Here is a 15,567-nt window from a genome sequence, read left to right as displayed (position 1 = left end):
ATGAGCGTGCAGACCGCCAAGCGCCGGCTCAGCCCCGCCAACATCGAAGCGCTGAAGGGCGAGCGCCCGATCGTCAGCCTCACGGCCTATACGACGCCGATTGCGCGGCTGCTCGATCCGCATGTGGACTTTCTGCTGGTCGGCGATTCCGTCGGCATGGTGCTCTATGGCCTCGACACGACCGTCGGCGTGACGCTGGAAATGATGATCGCCCATGGCCAAGCGGTCATGCGCGGCTCGCAGCAGGCCTGCGTCGTCATCGACATGCCCTTCGGCTCCTACCAGGAATCGAAGGAGCAGGCGTTCCGCAGTGCGGCGCGTATCCTCAAGGAAACCGGCTGCAGCGCAGTGAAACTCGAGGGCGGGGCGGAGATGGCCGAGACGGTCGAGTTTCTCGTCAGCCGCGGCATTCCGGTGCTCGGCCATGTCGGCTTGATGCCGCAGCTCGTCAACACGACCGGCGGTTATCGCTCGGTCGGCCGCAACGACAAGGAAGTGGCAAAGATCCGCCGCGACGCCAAGGCGATCGACGATGCCGGAGCGTTTGGCATCGTCATCGAGGGCACGGTCGAGCCGGTGGCCCGCGACATTACCGCGGAGCTGCGCTCGCCGACGATCGGCATCGGCGCGTCGCCTGCCTGCGACGGCCAGATCCTCGTCTCCGACGACATGCTCGGCCTCTTCAACGACTTCAAGCCACGCTTCGTCAAGCATTTTGCCGAGTTGGCGCCGGCGATCTCGAAGGCTGCCGAGGAGTATGCGAACGAGGTGAAGGCGCGCACGTTCCCCGGCATCGAGCATACGTTCCAGGTCAAGAAGTAAGGGGCGGCTGGCCCGCGCCGGCGCTTATTCCAAGCGATAAAGCGCATCGTTTTCCTGATCGGTGCGCCTTTTGTTCAAGCCTCGTTCGCCGAGGCATCATAAAATTCAATCATTGTATCAGCGCATTTGAATTGTTGCCGGGGGCGCAAGCGCCTATCAGTCCGGCACCGGCCGCATGGCGCGTCATCGCCTCGGCCGGCGGAGGTTTCCATGAAAAAAGATGAATTCTGGGAAGGGGTCCGCGGCGGCTTTCCCATCATGCTGGCAGCATCGCCCTTCGGTGCGCTGTTCGGGGCGCTTGCGGTCGACAATGGCTTCACCATTGCCGATGCGGTGTTCATGAGCGCGACCGTCTATGCCGGCGCTAGCCAGATGGTCGGCATCGAGCTCTTCGGCAATCACGTCCAGCCCTGGCTGGTGGTGCTCTCCGTCTTTGCGGTCAACTTCCGCCACGTGCTCTATTCGGCCTCGATCGCCAAATATGTCCGGCACTTCACCTTCGGGCAGAAGTTCCTCGCATTCTTCCTGCTGGTCGATCCGCAATATGCCGAGACCGAAAAGCGCGGCGAGCGCGGCTTGCCGATCACCTTTGCCTGGTATCTCGGCTTCGGTCTCGTGATCTACATCCCGTGGATCATCAACACGCTGGTCGGCGCGATCTTCGGGCAGATGATCGGTGACCCCAAGGCGATCGGCCTTGATGTCCTGCTGCCGGTCTATTTCATGGGTCTCGTCATGGGCTTCCGCAAGCGTGACCGGTTCCTGCCGATCGTCATCGTCTCGGGGCTTGCATCCGTCGCCGGCATGCATTTCGTCGGCTCGCCATGGCATGTCAGCATCGGAGCACTAGCCGGCATCATTCTTGCCGCCTGTCTGCCGCCAAGCGAGCGGGCAGTGGCACCGACGGGTGTCGAGAAGGAGGCGTGAACATGGATCCGCAACACCTGAACCTCATCTACCTGATCATCGCGGCGGCCGTTGCGACCTTCCTGACGCGTGTCGGCGGCTATATCCTGATCACCCAGATGAAAGAGATCCCGCCGCGGCTGGAGGCGGCGCTCAACGCCGTTCCCGCAGCCGTTCTGACGACGCTGGTGGCGCCGGCCTTCGTCTATGGCGGGCTCGACGTGACGATCGCCATGTTCGTCGCCTTTGCCATCGCGCTCGGGCTGAATCTCTCAACACTGCGTATGCTCGTCATCGGCTGGGTGGTGGTCATGGTGATCCGGCATCTGGTGATGTAGGACGCCCGTCCGCGGCGGTGTGCGAAGCCGTGGACGGATGTGTTGCGCCCGTTTCGATTGGCGGCGCGCGCATCCTGGACTATCATCTCTGCCGTTGCCGGAGAGGCAGGACATATCCCCCCTCGTTAGGTGGCGTACGACGTCACCGCAGCATGAAGCCTCCCGGCAGTGGAGGAGCGACCATGTTGACCAGGATCTCTATTGCCCTTTTGCTGGCGCTAGCGCCGGCAACGGCCTTTGCCAATCAATGCCCGACCATGATGAAGGCGATCGATGCAGCCATGCAGACCGCTTCCTTGTCCGATGCCGACATGGCCAAGGTCAAGGAGTTGCGCACCAAGGGTGAGGCACAGCACCAGGCTGGCGATCACGCCGCCTCGGAGGCAACGCTTGGCGAAGCGAAGAAGCTTCTGGGCATCTGAACGAGAGACCAGGACGTCCGGAGACCAAGGTCTGGCGGGTGAGGGCGCAGCACGCTATCGGCTGCGCGACGGCTCGTTTTATGGGCTCCCGCGACAGCAGGAGCCCAGCAGAGAGCATGACTCAGCGCGACAGCGCTTCCGTTGCGGCCTTCAGCCAGGCGCGCGTCTCGTCGCTGGCCAGCAGCGGCATCAACTTTTCGCGCGTCTCGGCGTGATAGGCGTTGAGCCAGGCGAGTTCCTCGTCGGTCAGAAGCGCCGGCAGCACCAGGCGGCGATCGATCGGGCAGTAGGTGATCGTGTCGAAGCCGAGCATCGGCAGGTCGCCGCCATCAACCATCGTTGCCGGCTGCACCACGATGAGGTTCTCGATGCGGATGCCGAAGGCGCCGGGGCGGTAGTAGCCGGGCTCGTTGGAAAGGATCATGCCGGCCAGCAGTTCCTGCGTCGAAAGACGGGCGATGCGCTGCGGGCCTTCATGCACCGAGAGATAGGAGCCGACGCCGTGGCCGGTGCCGTGGGCATAGTCGGCGCCCGCCTTCCAGAGCGCGATGCGCGCCAAGGGGTCGAGATCCACGCCACGCGAGCCCTTGGGGAAGCGCGCCGTGCTGATGGCGATCATGCCCTTCAGCACCAGGGTGAAGAAGCGTTTCTGCTCTTCAGGCACGGCGCCGACGGCCACCGTGCGGGTGATGTCGGTGGTGCCGTTGATATACTGCGCGCCGGAATCGATCAGGAACATGGTGCCCGCTTCGATTGCCTGGTCGGTGGCCGTGGTGACGCGGTAGTGCATGATCGCCGCGTGCGCGCCGGCGCCGGAGATGGTGTCGAAGGAGATGTCCTTTAGCGGGTTCTGCATGCGCTCGCCGACGGTGGCGCGGGCAGCTTCCAGCTGGTTGGTGGCACCGATCTCGGTGACTGTGCCGGGCTGTTGGCTGTCGAGCCAGGCGAGGAACTCGACCATGGCCGCACCATCCTGCAGATGGGCGCGGCTCGAGCCTTCCATCTCGGCCGTGTTCTTCTGGGCGCGGGGCAGGCGGGCGGGATCGACCGCTTCGACGACCTTGCCGCCCTTGGCGCGGATCAGTTCGGAAATGGCGAAGGAGGCGAGATCGGGATCGATCATGACGGAGGCGCCGGCGGTGCCGAGAGCCCGCAGACGGTCGTCGAAGGTCGACGGTGCGACGATGTCGGCGATCTGGGTGAGGTAGGCCTCCTGCTCGATGCCGGTCTTGCGCTTGTCGAGGAAAAGTTCGGCGCGGCCGTCGGCGTGGATGATGGCGCGGGCCAGCGGATGCGGCGTGTGCGGCACGTCGGACCCGCGGATGTTGAATGTCCAGGCGACGGAGGAGGGGTCGGTCAGCACGACGGCTTCGGCGCCCGTCTTGGAAAGGCCGGCTGCGATCGTCGCGATCTTGTCCTTGGCAAGCGTGCCCGCATGTTCGATCGGCTGGATCGTCACCTTCCCGAGCGGGGCAGCCGGACGGTTCGTCCAGATCCTGTCGAGCGGGTTGTGATCGAGGAAGACGAGCGAACCGCCGAGGGAAGCGAGCGCCTTTTCCAGCCGGCGCACTTCGGCGCCGGTGTGGACCCAGGGATCGATGCCGAGCTTGAAGCCCTTGGCTCCATGGTTTTCCAACCAGAGATGCGGCGGCTCGCCGATGAGGTCGCCACCAGTAAAGACCGCGCCGTCGACCTGCTCCTTCAACTGCGTGACGTAGCGGCCATCGACGAAGACGACCGCTTCACGCCGCGTGATGAGGGCGACGCCGGCCGAGCCGGTAAAGCCGGTGAGCCAGGACAGGCGCTCGGAGGAGGCCGGCACATACTCGCCCTGGAACTCGTCCGCGCGCGGCACGAGAAAGCCGTCGATGCCGAGGGCTGCGAAGGACGCGCGCAGGGCTTCGGTGCGCTCCTTGCCGAACTGCGGCGTGGAGGTGACTTCAAATGACTGAAACATGAGGGAATTCCGGTAGATTGAGCGGCAAACCGCGGGAAAAGATGGGCTATGTTAGCGGAAATCGCCCTTGCCGGGAAAGAGGCGATATCCTGCATGGTGGCCTGATTCCCGGTCCGCGCAACGCTGCGGTTGCACCCTGATAGGAGGGCAATTGCTCATTTACCATACATATGCGCTCAGCGCATGGCACCCATGCTCAAAAAACTCTTTCTCTATCGGAATAATAGTTTATAAGCCGCCTCAACGAACACGGACAAACATCCGGTGGTTCAAAAAGCTGCGGTTCCGAGAATAGTTGGTCACTCTGTTCTCCTCCTCCCTCAAGGGTGGTCAGCTTCGGAACGGTAGACGCCCGCTCGAGCACTCCTCCTCCTCAGGCTCGCGGGCATGGTTGGCCACAAGCCAACCAGCAGGCGATGCCTCTGGCATCGCCTTAGTTTCGAAAGGCCGCCCGTCATGATGGACGAGGCGGCCTTTTCGTTTTTCGGTTTGGTTGGTCACGGCAAGAAGTATCATTCCAGCCGAATCGATACGGTCGTGAGGTAGTTCGCTTGCCAAGCTTGAGCTTCATACAACTCAACGAAAACTGGAACGCTGATCCGAATGTTCCGGCGGTGGAAGTCCGCGCGGCAGGAAGCCTAATCCAGCTTTGCTTTCGGCTGGCTCTTTGGGGGCATCCGGCGCGCGAGGATGAGATCGGTTATCTCACGTTCGGCGGATGCCAAGCCTGGCGACTCGGAGCGACCAATGACGAGGGTTGGTTTCGCGGCCAATGCCGTTACAGCAGGCTCGCTCCCAAGTGGGGTGAGTTTTACGAGTTGGTGGGCGACGATCCGCTGCGCGACCAGGTATCGAGCTGGCGCCCGGCACCCATGCCGGAGACGGCGAACAGGCATTTCCTGTTCTATCTTCGCGACGACACCTTCGAATGCCTGGCGCGGGATTGGTTGTTTGCGCGTGGAACGCCGACGACATTAATTGAGGATGTCATGGTCACGCAAGATTAGCGGCCGGGCCTCACTTCTCCAGATGGATCGTTACCCAGCCGTTGCGCCAGATGGTGCGCACGTGGCGCAGGTGCTGGCCGTTGTAATGGGCGAGCACTTTCCAGCGCTGTTCGGCAAGGATGCCCGAGAGGATCACCGAGCCGCCGGGGGCGAGGTTGGCGACGAGCTGCGGCGCCATCTTCATCAAGGGGCGGGCGAGGATGTTGGCGATGATTAGATCGAAGGGGCCGTTGGTGCTGAAGGCCGTCGAATGAAAGCCAGGGGCGGTCGCAAAGGTCATGCCGGTAACGACGCCGTTGACCCGGGCGTTTTCTTCGGCGACGCGGGTGGCGATCGGGTCGATGTCGGTGGCAAGGACCGGCACGTGCATCAGTTTCCAGGCGGCGATCGCCAGCACGCCGCTGCCGGTGCCGAGATCGAGCACGTTGCGCACGGTGCGGGTGCGCGCGACGGTCGCCAGCACTTCGAGGCAGCCGGCGGTGGTGCCGTGATGGCCGGTGCCGAAGGCCTGGCCGGCGTCGATCTCGATGGCGATTTCGCCGGTCTTGACCTTGTCGCGGTCATGCGAGCCGTGCACGACGAAGCGACCGGCGCGCACCGGCGCCAGGCCCTCGAGTGACTTGGCGATCCAGTCGATATCCGGCAGCACTTCGCGCTCGATCGGGAGATGAGCGAAGTTTTCAGAGAGCGCTTCGGTGAGACGTTCGCCCACGCTCTCCTCGTCGACCATCATCATGTAGATCGAGGCTTCCCAGATGTCGCGCTTCTCGTCGACTTCCGTCGTGCCGATGGCATAGTCCTCTTCGCCGAAGACCTCGCTCATGCGGTCGAGCACGGCTTCCGCCTGCTTCTCGGTGGTGGTGACGAAAAGTCTGATCTCGCTCAAGGGTCCGTCCTTCGGCTGGCAAATCCGCCGCCCGCACCAAGCCCTGAAAGGGGTGCGCTCAAGCGTCGGCAATCGTGTGCTGTGCGCTATCACGATTGCCCTACAAAGGCAAAGCGCCGGACGGGGCCGGCGCTTGCATCTTCAGGTCAGGATCGAAGGGCTCAGCCCTTGGTCAGGTTTTCCAGCTTCTTTACCGCCGTCTCCGGGTTTTCCTCATAGGCGATGGTGCCAGAGAACTTGCCGTTGGCGTCGAGCAGGAACACCGATGCGGTGTGGTCCATGGTATAGTCGCCGTCGGGCTTTGCGGCGTCGACCGGAACCTTCTTGGCGTAAACGCGGAAGCCCTTGACCATCTCCATGACCTTGTCGGCCGGACCGGAAATGCCGGTGATGCGCTTGGAGACGTTGGAGACGTACTGGCCGAGGATTTCCGGGGTGTCGCGCTCGGGATCGACGGTGATGAAATAGGCCTGCAGTTTGTTGCCTTCGGGGTCGACCTGTTCCAGCCAGCCGTTCAGTTCGAACAGCGTCGTCGGGCAGACCTCGGGGCAATGGGTGAAGCCGAAGAAGAGCGCGGTCGGCTTGCCGGTGAAGGCCTTCTCGGTGATTTCCTTGCCGTCCTGGGCAACCAGCGTGAAGGGAACGCCGAAGGGGCCGGAGGCGGCCTGCTGTTTCGACTGGGTCATTTCATAGGTCAGCCAGCCCAGGATACCCGCCATGACGACGACGGCGGCCCAAAGGACGATGCGGATGGTTTTCATGCGTGCTACCGATTTGTTGGGGCCGAGGACGGCCGTGTCCGGTTGATTGGCCCTTGATACCGCCTTCACGCACCCCGCGCAAATGGGACAATTGCCGCAGGTTGTGGCAGCGGGGCGAGCATTTTGTCGGGTGGCTGCCACTCATCCCGCTGCCGCGACCTTCCGTCGTGACGGGGAGAAGGGACCGCACGGCCACCTCCCGCTCCGACAATGAGCCTCAGTGCGCCAACACCCACCGCAGAAGAACCGCACGGCGACGTTTCGCTCGCTCTCGTCCCTTCTTCCCGCAAGCGGGGAGAAGGTTAGGGTAAGGGGCAAAACTTAGAAGCGTGGCCGCGCTAAAAACACCAGGAAAGGCCGGACTGGGCGAGTGCCAGGAACATCTCGGCGCCGTTTTCCATCCAGCCGCGGAAGGCAAGCAGCAGCACGACGGCGATCGCGGCCGCAAGGGTTGCGACGAGAGGAAGGCGGATCGAGCGCTCAGTCTTCGTGTTCATGGCATCATCATAACAGTTCGGGCGGCAAGGGGAAGCGGGCGCGCTGCCGGCGGACCGTGGGTCTGTCTGGGCCTGTCACGAGATCGGTGTCAAAACCGGCACCCGGCGTGCTGATGGATTGTGCCCTCAAATGCCGGGAAAACCGGCGCTTGCAGTAAATATGCGCGATCTCGAAAATAAGGCGTTTTCCCTGGGGATCGGCGGGGCGCCTTAGCGAATGTTTAAGGTCTGTTTGACAGTGTTTTTCCAGCGCGGGGGAGCGTTGTGCTCCGACATGACATGAGGTCATCCGGTTTGATCGAGCCCGGTTTTCCGCATCGATCCTAACGGAGGATCCGGCCCGCGCCGGGTCCGTGAGCATGGAATGTCTATGACCGCCGCATCTTCCCCATTGAAGCGCAATCTTTCCGTAAGCCAGCGGCTGGCAACGCTTGCCGGTGCCGCTTTCGTCGGTTTTGGCTCCGTGCTCGGAGTCGCCTGGTACGAGGGCCGGCAGGCGAACGATGCCCTGCAGGGCGCGCTCGCCGCGCAGAACGGGCTGACCACGGTCGACGAGGTCCGGCTTGCGACCACCAATCTCGTGCTCAATGCGATGGACAGCATCATCGACCGCGAGGAGGGCGCGATCCAGCCGGCGCGCGCCGCCAGCATCGCCGAGATCCTGAAACTGCTTGAGACGAAATCGACCGATATCAAGGCGCTTGCCGGCCTCATTGGCGGCAGCGATGCGCTTTCGACCTTTGACGCCGATGTGGCGGAACTGCGCCGGGCGATCGGAACGGACCTGAAGGCACTGATCGAAGGCAAGGCTTCGGCTGACGACTTCGGCAAGATCGACGACGCGATCGACGGTGCCGGCGAACGGGTCGCCACGGCGCTCGCCAGCCTCTCCGAAGCGGCAGCGACGCTGGTTCAGACGCGCGTTGCCGAGGCGCGCGCCACCTCCGACGAGGCGTTCCAGCTTCAGCTCGCCTCCGGCCTCATCGCCATGGCGACGCTGCTTTATCTGCTCTGGTTCCATGGCAGCACGCTCAGGCGCGGCATTCTCTCCCTGCGCGATGGCATGCAGCGGATCCAGAAGGGCGAACTTTCGACCAAGCTGGAAGCGCTCGACCGCGGCGACGAAATCGGCGCCATGGCGCGCTCCGTCGACCTCTTCCGCCTGTCGGCGATCGAAAAGCAGTCTCTCGAACAGAGTGCTGCCCACAGCCGCCGCGAGATCGAGAAGGAACGCGAACAGCAGCAGCAGGAGCGCGAGGAGGCGGTGCGCCGTATCCAGGCGGCGATCGACAATCTCGGCCGCGCGCTGACCCAGCTTGCCGAGGGTGACCTTGCCGTTGCCATCGACCGACCGTTCGACGGCAATCTCGACCAGCTCCGGCAGAACTTCAACCAGACGGTCGAGCGGCTGCGCGTGGTGCTTTCGAGCGTTAAGGACAATGCGCTTTCGATCGAATCCAACGGGCGGCAGATGCGCACGGCGGCCGACGACCTGGCGCGCCGCACCGAGCGGCAGGCCGCTTCGCTGGAGCAGACCTCGGCAGCCCTCGACGAAATCACCGTGACGGTCCGCACCGCGACCCAGCGCGCCGAAGAGGCGAGCCAGATGGTCGACCAGACCCGCACCAATGCCGAGGAGTCCGGCCGCATCGTCGGCCAGGCGATCGCCGCCATGGCCCGCATCGAGGGTGCCTCGAACGAAATCGGCAAGATCATCAACGTCATCGACGAGATTGCCTTCCAGACCAACCTTCTGGCGCTCAATGCCGGCGTCGAGGCGGCGCGCGCGGGCGAAGCCGGCAAGGGCTTTGCGGTCGTGGCGCAGGAAGTGCGCGAGCTGGCGCAGCGCGCCGCCGGTGCCGCCAAGGACATCAAGGCGCTCGTCAGCCGCTCCGGCAGCGAGGTCGGCACCGGCGTCAAGCTGGTGCAGGCGACCGGCGAGGCGCTCGGGCGGATCGGCACTGATGTCGCGCGCATCAACGAACTGATGACCGCGATCGTGATGGCGGCGCGCGAACAGTCGACGGGTCTCAACGAGATCAGCACGGCCGTCGGCCAACTCGACCAGATGACGCAGCAGAACGCCGCCATGGTCGAGCAGACCAATGCCTCCAGCCACACGCTGGCGCAGGACGCCGAACGCCTGACGGACCTCGTCGGCCAATTCCGCGAAGGGCACACGATGCAGCGCGCCATGCCGACGGCGGCGCCGGCGCCTGTGACGCCCGCGGCGAGGACCGCTGCGCCGGTGCAGACGAAAACACCTTCGGTTTCAGCCGTTCAGCGGCCGGCAGCCAAGGGCACCAGCGAAGCGGTGCCGCTGCGCAAGATCGGCGCTGCCAAAATGGCCTCGTTTCCAACTCCATCTCCCGCCAAGGCCCTGATGGGCAAGCTTGCGGGCGCATTCGGCAACAAACCGGGCTCGGTGCCGTCGACGACGGCCTCCGGTGAAAACTGGGAAGAATTCTGAACATGAGCAACGCAATCAAGCAGTCCGGCGCCTATCTCGAAATCGTGTCGTTCCACCTCGGCGACCAGGAATTCTGCATCGATATCATGGCGATCCGCGAAATCCGCGGCTGGGCGCCGGTAACGCCGATGCCGCATACGCCGCCCTACGTGCTCGGCCTCATCAACCTGCGCGGCGCGGTGATCCCGGTCATCGACATGGCGGCCCGCCTCGGCATGAAGATGACCGAGCCGTCCGAGCGCTCGGCGATCATCGTCACCGACATCGCCGGCAAGCTCGTTGGCCTCCTGGTCGAGCAGGTCTCGGACATGATGACGATCAAGAGCGAGGCGCTGCAGCCGGCGCCGGAGATCATCCCGGAAGCGCAGCGCGCCTTCTGCCGCGGCATCGTCGCTTTGGAAAAGACCATGGTCTGCTTCCTCAACCTCGATACCGTCATTGCGGACGAGTTGGCCCAGGCCGCCTGACGCAAGCTTGTTCCTTATCTGAGAAAGCCCCGGTGCATCGGCGCCGGGGCTTTCTTGCGTTTCGGCGTGTTTTCAGACCGTTTCCGCACGTACTGGAACGATACGGTCAAGTTAAACTTCGGCAATGAACTTCACGCTTGGGCGATGCCATTGTGACAAAACGTCAAGTGGCTGGGCGGGTTACTTGTACTACTTTACCGGTGTTGCCGGGTGCCCGAACGGAGGCCGGGTGCCTGGTCCCGTCAACAGGAGTTGAACCTATGACAATCTCTCTCAGGAAACTCGCCGCCGTGCTCTCCGTTACGATGGTCATCGCCGGACCGGCCTTGGCCGACAGCTATTACCAGGGCATCGACGTCAACAATCCTCCCGGAACGCAGAACACACACAAGATGATGACGCCAATGAAGCGGCCGAGCGCTTCGGTTGACACGATGTCGACGGGCAGCATCAACAGAATGTCGGCGCCGGCGCCGACGCCGGTCTACCGTGATCGCAACCCCTATGGCGGATACCAGGGCGGTGATGGCGACTACTACCAGGGCATCGTTCCGCCGACGGCCTACTAGATCATCCCGCGGTGAAGTGGAAACGTTGAAAGCGGAAATTCGATTTGGCATGAATGCGCCAGGGAGTTCACGTAGGTTCGTGTGAACGCACGGAACGTCAGGTGCTTACAAAAGCGGAACGGGTTGCTCCCAGACTTCTCCCTGTTTCGCACCGAAGAGGTTTCGGAAGCGCCCGCAAAGCGGCGGGCGCTTTCAACCTTTGACCGATCGCCTTGCACGCCGATACCGGCGGCAGGGACCGCTCCTACTGCGGCTTGCCGTTCTGCCAATTGACCGTCTGGCCGTAGAGCGGAATGGTGGTGATCGACATCTTGGCAGAGCCATCCGTCAATTCGCGCGAATGCGCCAGATAGATCAGCGTATCGTTCCTTCGGTCGTAGATCCGTGTGACGAGCAGGTTCTTCCAGACGAGCGACAAGCCGGCGCGAAACACTTCCTCGCCTTCCTTGGAAAGATCGATGTCGCCGATTTCGATCGGGCCGGTCTGCCGGCAGGCGATCGAATTGTTCGACGGATCCTCGAACCAGTTGCCGTTCTTCAGCCGGTCGATGACGCTGCGGTCGAAATAGGTCACGTGGCAGGTCACACCCTTGATCTTCGGGTCGCTCACGGCATCGATCATGATGTCGTTGCCGAGCCAGTCGACCCCGACTTCGCCGACTGTTTCGGCGCGAGCGGGCAGGGCTGTGGCGGCTATGGCAAGGCCGGCAAAAAAGAGCGCACGAAGCGAACGCGACATGGATGTCCTCCTGCAGCGCCTGACGTCTCACGCAAGGTCGCCGTAGCATTTTGAATTGACGCATGTTTTTGCCGAGGCAATCCCCGGGAAGGCATGCGCTCGGGCAGCCAGGTTCACATAGGTTCGGGAATTGGCTTTACAAGGCGTGCCGGCTCAACCGGTGCCGCGAAGAAGCTGCGGCTCGAGGTTTCGGTGGTCGGCAGCGCGCATTTGCGCGGCGGCGGCGGCAAGAGCCCGTGCGCTGGCCTCGGTCTGGAAGCGGCCGGCGATGGTGCAGCGGTCGCGGCCGTCGGCTTTGGCGTCGTAGAGCGCCATGTCGGCGCGGATCATGATGTCGCTGATAGTATCGCCGGGCTCGGCCTCGGCAAGGCCAATGCTCACTGTCAGCCGGATCGGGCGGTCGAAGCGGCCGATCGGCGTATCGCGCACCGTGCGGCCGATCTCCTCGGCCACCGCAAAGGCGGCATCTTCCGAGTGATTGGGCAGGACGATGCCGAACTCTTCGCCGCCGATGCGCCCGAGCGTGCCGCGCCCGCTGAGACAGGCGGCGACCGTGCCGGCGAAGTGGCCGAGCGCCGTGTCGCCGACCGCATGGCCGTAGCGGTCGTTGATCTGCTTGAAATAATCGAGATCGAGCAGCAGGAAGGTGACGGGTCTCTGGCGCGCAAAACCCACTGCCAGCGCCCGCTGTCCGAGGTCGAGCAGCGCGCGGCGCGACAGGGCGCCCGTCAACTCATCGCGGGCAATGGCGCTCTTGAGGTCGGTGATCACCCGGTTCTGGATCATCAGGATCACGCCGAGGAACAGCACAGGCAGGTAGAAATATCTAAGCACGACGCAGGCGAAGTCCCAGCTGGCCGACGCAAGCGGGGTTTCGGCGGTCCCGTGGGCGATCGGCGAGAAAATCGTGACCGCAATCAGGGCGGAACAGCCGATGGCGGCGCAGCCGATGACGCAGAGGCGCTCGATCGGCCCGGGCGCTGCGCGCCGGTGCTGCGAACAGACGGCGATGATCAGCACGAAGGCGGCGGCGATGCCGACGGCCGACAGTGCGTGCAATGTCGCGCTGTGCGGGCCGAAGGCGGCAATCAGCACCACCACGGCCGAAATCGAGGCGGCAGCGACCAGCGGCGTCGACATCGGCCGGAGGACGCCGAGCGCCCGGTGAAAGCCCGAGAGCACGAAAAGACAGGCGCCAATGAGAAAGACGATGCCGATCAGCGACAACGGCCGCAGCGCCGGGATCTCGGACAGCATCAGAAACAGCGTTGCCGCCGCTGCGATGGCGCAGGCGGCTGCAAAATCCGTGCCCCCCTCGACCATGGAGGCCCGCAGGGAAATCAGCACCGGGAGCATCGCCAGAAGAGCGATGATCGATATGGCAGGGAGAAAGCTCATTTCGAAACGGCCTGTCGTGCTAAAATCAACAAAGGCGGCTTGCGTCTCAGCCAGATATGTGACGCCAATTGGTAGCGATGGCGCCTTAACGAAACCCGGCGAAATCCGTTGCAATTTTAGCGATTGGTCGGGATTGGCACGGTTGTTCACAGCGGCGCCCGATCAACCGTGGGGCGGCACGCCGGCAGGCGAAGAGGCGTGCATGAACGGTACCGCCCGCAGCCCCGGGGTGAGGCCCTTCGGGCAGCGCGATCCGAGCCTCGGGCCAGGCATGCGCGCCCCTTGTTTTCAGGGCCCGATACTCACGCAGGAGGACGAACCGGGAGAGGCGACATGTTCACGGCAACGTGGCTCTTCGAGGACAGGGCGGATGCCGGGCGCCAGCTGGCGCGCGCGGTCGAAGACGAGGGGCTTGACGATCCGCTCGTCATGGCGCTGCCGCGCGGAGGCGTTCCGGTCGCCTATGAAATCGCCGTCCATATTGCGGCGCCGCTGGAAATCCTGATCGTGCGCAAGATCGGCGCGCCTGGGCATGAGGAATTCGGTCTGGGCGCTCTGGTCGATGGCGAGGAGCCGGAACTGGTGCTCAACCGTCGGGCGATCCGGCTGGTCCGTCCGCCGAAAGGCTATCTGGAGGCCGAAACGGAGCGCCAGCGCGCCGAGATCCTGCGCCGCCGCACGCTCTATTTCGGCGACCGCGCGCCGGCGTCGTCCCGAGCCCGTGATGTAATCCTCGTCGACGACGGTATCGCCACCGGCGGCACCGTGCGGGCGGCGATCAAGGCGCTGCGGCGAATGGGGGTGGGGCGCCTCGTGCTTGCCGTTCCGGTAGCGCCGAAAAGCGAACTTACCGAACTGCGCAGCCAGGTCGATCGCATCGTCTGCCTCGCCACGCCCTTCGCGTTCCGTGCCGTCGGCCTGTACTACCGCAATTTCGAACAGACGGCGGACGAAGAGGTGCTGGCGCTGATGGAGAAGGCGCGGCTGCGCAACGAGCGCGATTGATCCATGTTCCGGGCAAGCCGGGCTCCGGTTGCCGCGATTTCCGCCAGGCATCCGAATAGTTGCGCGAGGCGGCCGAAACCGTCTTGCAAGCCTCCTTCTCCCGCGCCACATTCCCGGCGCGCGATGTTGCCGGGAGAGGGGCGCCAGAGGAGGAGCCCGGAGGAGATGTCATGGCCGCGAAACTGGAAATCGGAAAGACGCTTGAGGATTTCTGCCGGCCGGAGCGGATGGCGCTCATCGTCTACGACATGCAGGTGGGGATTACCAATCAGGTCAAGAACGGCCCGGCGGTGCTTTCCAAGGTGCTGAAGGTGCTGGACGCTGCGCGGGCCGGCGGGTTTCCGGTGATCTTTCTCCGGCATCTGTCGATGCCGAGGCCGCTGATGGGCGCCTTCCAGCTACGCCAGGCGATGGCCTGGCAGCGGACAGACGATCCGGATGCGGTGCACCCCTGGTTTCTGCGCGGCACGCCGGGCTCCGAGCTGGTGCCCGAACTTGCGCCCCGTGACGACGAGGCGATCCTCGACAAGATCACGTTTTCCGCCTTCGAGGGCACGCCGCTCGCCATGATCCTGCGCGACCTCGGGCTTACTTCCTTCGCCATCTGCGGTATCGCCACGGAAATCGGCATCGACCCGACCGTGCGCCATGCGACCGATCTCGGCCTGGTGCCCGTCGTCGTGCGTGACGCCTGCGGGGCAGGGCATCACGAGGCCGGTGAGCGCGCGATGGAAAACATCGCCTTCATGGGCGATGCGATCATGACCGACGTTCAGGCAATCACCGCCGCGATGACCAAACGCTAGGGCCGCAGTGCCGCTCCATCCAATCGATCACAGGACCGACAAATGACCGACAAGCTTCACATCCGCCCGATAGCCCGGACCGACTACGAACAATGGCTGCCGCTCTGGGACGGCTACAACGCCTTCTACGGCCGCTCCGGCGAAACCGCGCTGGACCCGGCGATCACCGCCATGACCTGGTCGCGCTTTTTCGACGCCTACGAGCCGGTGCATGCGCTGGTGGCGGAGAGCGAAGGGCGGCTGATCGGGCTTACGCACTACCTCTTCCACCGCAGCACGACGATGATCCAGCCGAACTGCTACCTACAGGACCTCTTCACCAATGCGGAAGCCCGCGGCAAGGGCGTCGGACGAGCGTTGATTGAGGGCGTCTATGAGGCGGCACGTGCCGTCGGCGCGCCACGCGTCTACTGGATGACGCACGAGACCAATGAGACGGCGATGACGCTTTACGACAAGGTGGCGGAGAAGTCGGGGTTTCTCGTTTATCGCAAGGCGGTCTGAGGGCTCTCCTTTC

General features: G+C 63.8%; 17 protein-coding genes. 11 read left to right on the top strand and 6 right to left on the bottom strand.

Translation table 11 applies throughout. The annotated features are described in order from the left end of the window. From panB to FA04_RS10840, 4 genes are all read left to right on the top strand, one after another. Complete coding sequence (panB, locus tag FA04_RS10855; protein ID WP_034792516.1) at positions 1 to 822, top strand: 3-methyl-2-oxobutanoate hydroxymethyltransferase; 822 nt, start codon at positions 1 to 3, stop codon at positions 820 to 822. A 210-nt stretch (positions 823 to 1,032) separates the two neighbouring features. After that, entirely contained in the window at positions 1,033 to 1,749 is a 717-nt protein-coding gene (locus FA04_RS10850; RefSeq protein ID WP_034792518.1) for an AzlC family ABC transporter permease, read from the top strand. A gap of 2 nt (positions 1,750 to 1,751) precedes the next feature. Next, positions 1,752 to 2,066 (top strand): AzlD family protein, encoded by a 315-nt coding sequence (locus tag FA04_RS10845; protein WP_034792520.1) that lies wholly within the window; start codon positions 1,752 to 1,754, stop codon positions 2,064 to 2,066. A 182-nt stretch (positions 2,067 to 2,248) separates the two neighbouring features. Beyond that, entirely contained in the window at positions 2,249 to 2,488 is a 240-nt protein-coding gene (locus FA04_RS10840) for a hypothetical protein (protein ID WP_034792522.1), read from the top strand. A 121-nt stretch (positions 2,489 to 2,609) separates the two neighbouring features. Here FA04_RS10840 and FA04_RS10835 read toward each other — a convergent pair whose 3' ends face one another. Next, positions 2,610 to 4,445, bottom strand: coding sequence for an aminopeptidase P family protein (locus FA04_RS10835; RefSeq protein ID WP_034792524.1), 1,836 nt, complete (start codon positions 4,443 to 4,445; stop codon positions 2,610 to 2,612). Positions 4,446 to 5,005: 560 nt separating this feature from the next. Between FA04_RS10835 and FA04_RS10830 the strand changes: the two genes are divergently transcribed. Continuing rightward, positions 5,006 to 5,452 carry a hypothetical protein gene (locus FA04_RS10830; RefSeq protein ID WP_063979484.1) on the top strand — a complete coding sequence of 149 codons (447 nt, stop codon included), beginning with the start codon at positions 5,006 to 5,008 and terminating at the stop codon, positions 5,450 to 5,452. A 10-nt stretch (positions 5,453 to 5,462) separates the two neighbouring features. Here FA04_RS10830 and FA04_RS10825 read toward each other — a convergent pair whose 3' ends face one another. The 3 genes from FA04_RS10825 to FA04_RS35605 form a co-directional block, all read right to left on the bottom strand. Continuing rightward, on the bottom strand, positions 5,463 to 6,338 hold the full coding sequence (locus FA04_RS10825; RefSeq protein ID WP_034792526.1) for a 50S ribosomal protein L11 methyltransferase: 876 nt from the start codon (positions 6,336 to 6,338) through the stop codon (positions 5,463 to 5,465). A 161-nt stretch (positions 6,339 to 6,499) separates the two neighbouring features. Beyond that, positions 6,500 to 7,099, bottom strand: coding sequence for an SCO family protein (locus FA04_RS10820; RefSeq protein WP_034792528.1), 600 nt, complete (start codon positions 7,097 to 7,099; stop codon positions 6,500 to 6,502). A gap of 338 nt (positions 7,100 to 7,437) precedes the next feature. Further along, a complete protein-coding gene (locus FA04_RS35605; RefSeq protein WP_034792531.1) occupies positions 7,438 to 7,596 on the bottom strand; it encodes a hypothetical protein in 159 nt (52 codons plus the stop codon). 364 nt (positions 7,597 to 7,960) lie between these two features. Between FA04_RS35605 and FA04_RS10815 the strand changes: the two genes are divergently transcribed. The 3 genes from FA04_RS10815 (at position 7,961) to FA04_RS10805 (ending at position 11,102) form a co-directional block, all read left to right on the top strand. Continuing rightward, on the top strand, positions 7,961 to 10,066 hold the full coding sequence (locus FA04_RS10815; RefSeq protein WP_090425629.1) for a methyl-accepting chemotaxis protein: 2,106 nt from the start codon (positions 7,961 to 7,963) through the stop codon (positions 10,064 to 10,066). Positions 10,067 to 10,068: 2 nt separating this feature from the next. Beyond that, positions 10,069 to 10,533, top strand: coding sequence for a chemotaxis protein CheW (locus FA04_RS10810; RefSeq protein ID WP_034792537.1), 465 nt, complete (start codon positions 10,069 to 10,071; stop codon positions 10,531 to 10,533). Positions 10,534 to 10,793: 260 nt separating this feature from the next. Continuing rightward, positions 10,794 to 11,102 (top strand): hypothetical protein, encoded by a 309-nt coding sequence (locus FA04_RS10805; protein WP_034792540.1) that lies wholly within the window; start codon positions 10,794 to 10,796, stop codon positions 11,100 to 11,102. A 244-nt stretch (positions 11,103 to 11,346) separates the two neighbouring features. Here the strand turns inward: FA04_RS10805 and FA04_RS10800 are convergent, their stop codons facing one another. Together FA04_RS10800 and FA04_RS10795 are read right to left on the bottom strand one after the other, a co-directional pair. Continuing rightward, on the bottom strand, positions 11,347 to 11,841 hold the full coding sequence (locus tag FA04_RS10800; protein WP_034792543.1) for a CreA family protein: 495 nt from the start codon (positions 11,839 to 11,841) through the stop codon (positions 11,347 to 11,349). Positions 11,842 to 11,994: 153 nt separating this feature from the next. Further along, positions 11,995 to 13,239 carry a GGDEF domain-containing protein gene (locus FA04_RS10795; RefSeq protein ID WP_034792546.1) on the bottom strand — a complete coding sequence of 415 codons (1,245 nt, stop codon included), beginning with the start codon at positions 13,237 to 13,239 and terminating at the stop codon, positions 11,995 to 11,997. 333 nt (positions 13,240 to 13,572) lie between these two features. Between FA04_RS10795 and FA04_RS10790 the strand changes: the two genes are divergently transcribed. The 3 genes from FA04_RS10790 (at position 13,573) to FA04_RS10780 (ending at position 15,554) form a co-directional block, all read left to right on the top strand. Continuing rightward, the gene (locus FA04_RS10790; RefSeq protein ID WP_034792548.1) at positions 13,573 to 14,244 is read left to right on the top strand and encodes a phosphoribosyltransferase; all 672 of its coding nucleotides are present in this window, start codon (positions 13,573 to 13,575) and stop codon (positions 14,242 to 14,244) included. A 170-nt stretch (positions 14,245 to 14,414) separates the two neighbouring features. Further along, positions 14,415 to 15,050: a cysteine hydrolase family protein gene (locus FA04_RS10785; protein WP_034792554.1), complete on the top strand. Its 636-nt coding sequence runs from the start codon at positions 14,415 to 14,417 to the stop codon at positions 15,048 to 15,050. 42 nt (positions 15,051 to 15,092) lie between these two features. Then, a complete protein-coding gene (locus FA04_RS10780) occupies positions 15,093 to 15,554 on the top strand; it encodes a GNAT family N-acetyltransferase (RefSeq protein ID WP_034792558.1) in 462 nt (153 codons plus the stop codon). The last annotated feature ends 13 nt before the right edge of the window (positions 15,555 to 15,567 follow it).

The organism is Ensifer adhaerens, from assembly GCF_000697965.2.
GTDB lineage: Bacteria > Pseudomonadota > Alphaproteobacteria > Rhizobiales > Rhizobiaceae > Ensifer > Ensifer adhaerens.
This window is presented reverse-complemented; position numbering and strand designations above follow the sequence as displayed.

Bases quoted from the DNA above. Each gene is read 5' to 3' on its own strand.
- panB (WP_034792516.1), top strand. From the start codon at position 1: ATGAGCGTGCAGACCGCCAAGCGCCGGCTCAGCCCCGCCAACATCGAA.
- FA04_RS10850 (WP_034792518.1), top strand. From the start codon at position 1,033: ATGAAAAAAGATGAATTCTGGGAAGGGGTCCGCGGCGGCTTTCCCATC.
- FA04_RS10845 (WP_034792520.1), top strand. From the start codon at position 1,752: ATGGATCCGCAACACCTGAACCTCATCTACCTGATCATCGCGGCGGCC.
- FA04_RS10840 (WP_034792522.1), top strand. From the start codon at position 2,249: ATGTTGACCAGGATCTCTATTGCCCTTTTGCTGGCGCTAGCGCCGGCA.
- FA04_RS10835 (WP_034792524.1), bottom strand. From the start codon at position 4,445: ATGTTTCAGTCATTTGAAGTCACCTCCACGCCGCAGTTCGGCAAGGAG.
- FA04_RS10820 (WP_034792528.1), bottom strand. From the start codon at position 7,099: ATGAAAACCATCCGCATCGTCCTTTGGGCCGCCGTCGTCGTCATGGCG.
- FA04_RS35605 (WP_034792531.1), bottom strand. From the start codon at position 7,596: ATGAACACGAAGACTGAGCGCTCGATCCGCCTTCCTCTCGTCGCAACC.
- FA04_RS10815 (WP_090425629.1), top strand. From the start codon at position 7,961: ATGTCTATGACCGCCGCATCTTCCCCATTGAAGCGCAATCTTTCCGTA.
- FA04_RS10810 (WP_034792537.1), top strand. From the start codon at position 10,069: ATGAGCAACGCAATCAAGCAGTCCGGCGCCTATCTCGAAATCGTGTCG.
- FA04_RS10805 (WP_034792540.1), top strand. From the start codon at position 10,794: ATGACAATCTCTCTCAGGAAACTCGCCGCCGTGCTCTCCGTTACGATG.
- FA04_RS10800 (WP_034792543.1), bottom strand. From the start codon at position 11,841: ATGTCGCGTTCGCTTCGTGCGCTCTTTTTTGCCGGCCTTGCCATAGCC.
- FA04_RS10795 (WP_034792546.1), bottom strand. From the start codon at position 13,239: ATGAGCTTTCTCCCTGCCATATCGATCATCGCTCTTCTGGCGATGCTC.
- FA04_RS10790 (WP_034792548.1), top strand. From the start codon at position 13,573: ATGTTCACGGCAACGTGGCTCTTCGAGGACAGGGCGGATGCCGGGCGC.
- FA04_RS10785 (WP_034792554.1), top strand. From the start codon at position 14,415: ATGGCCGCGAAACTGGAAATCGGAAAGACGCTTGAGGATTTCTGCCGG.
- FA04_RS10780 (WP_034792558.1), top strand. From the start codon at position 15,093: ATGACCGACAAGCTTCACATCCGCCCGATAGCCCGGACCGACTACGAA.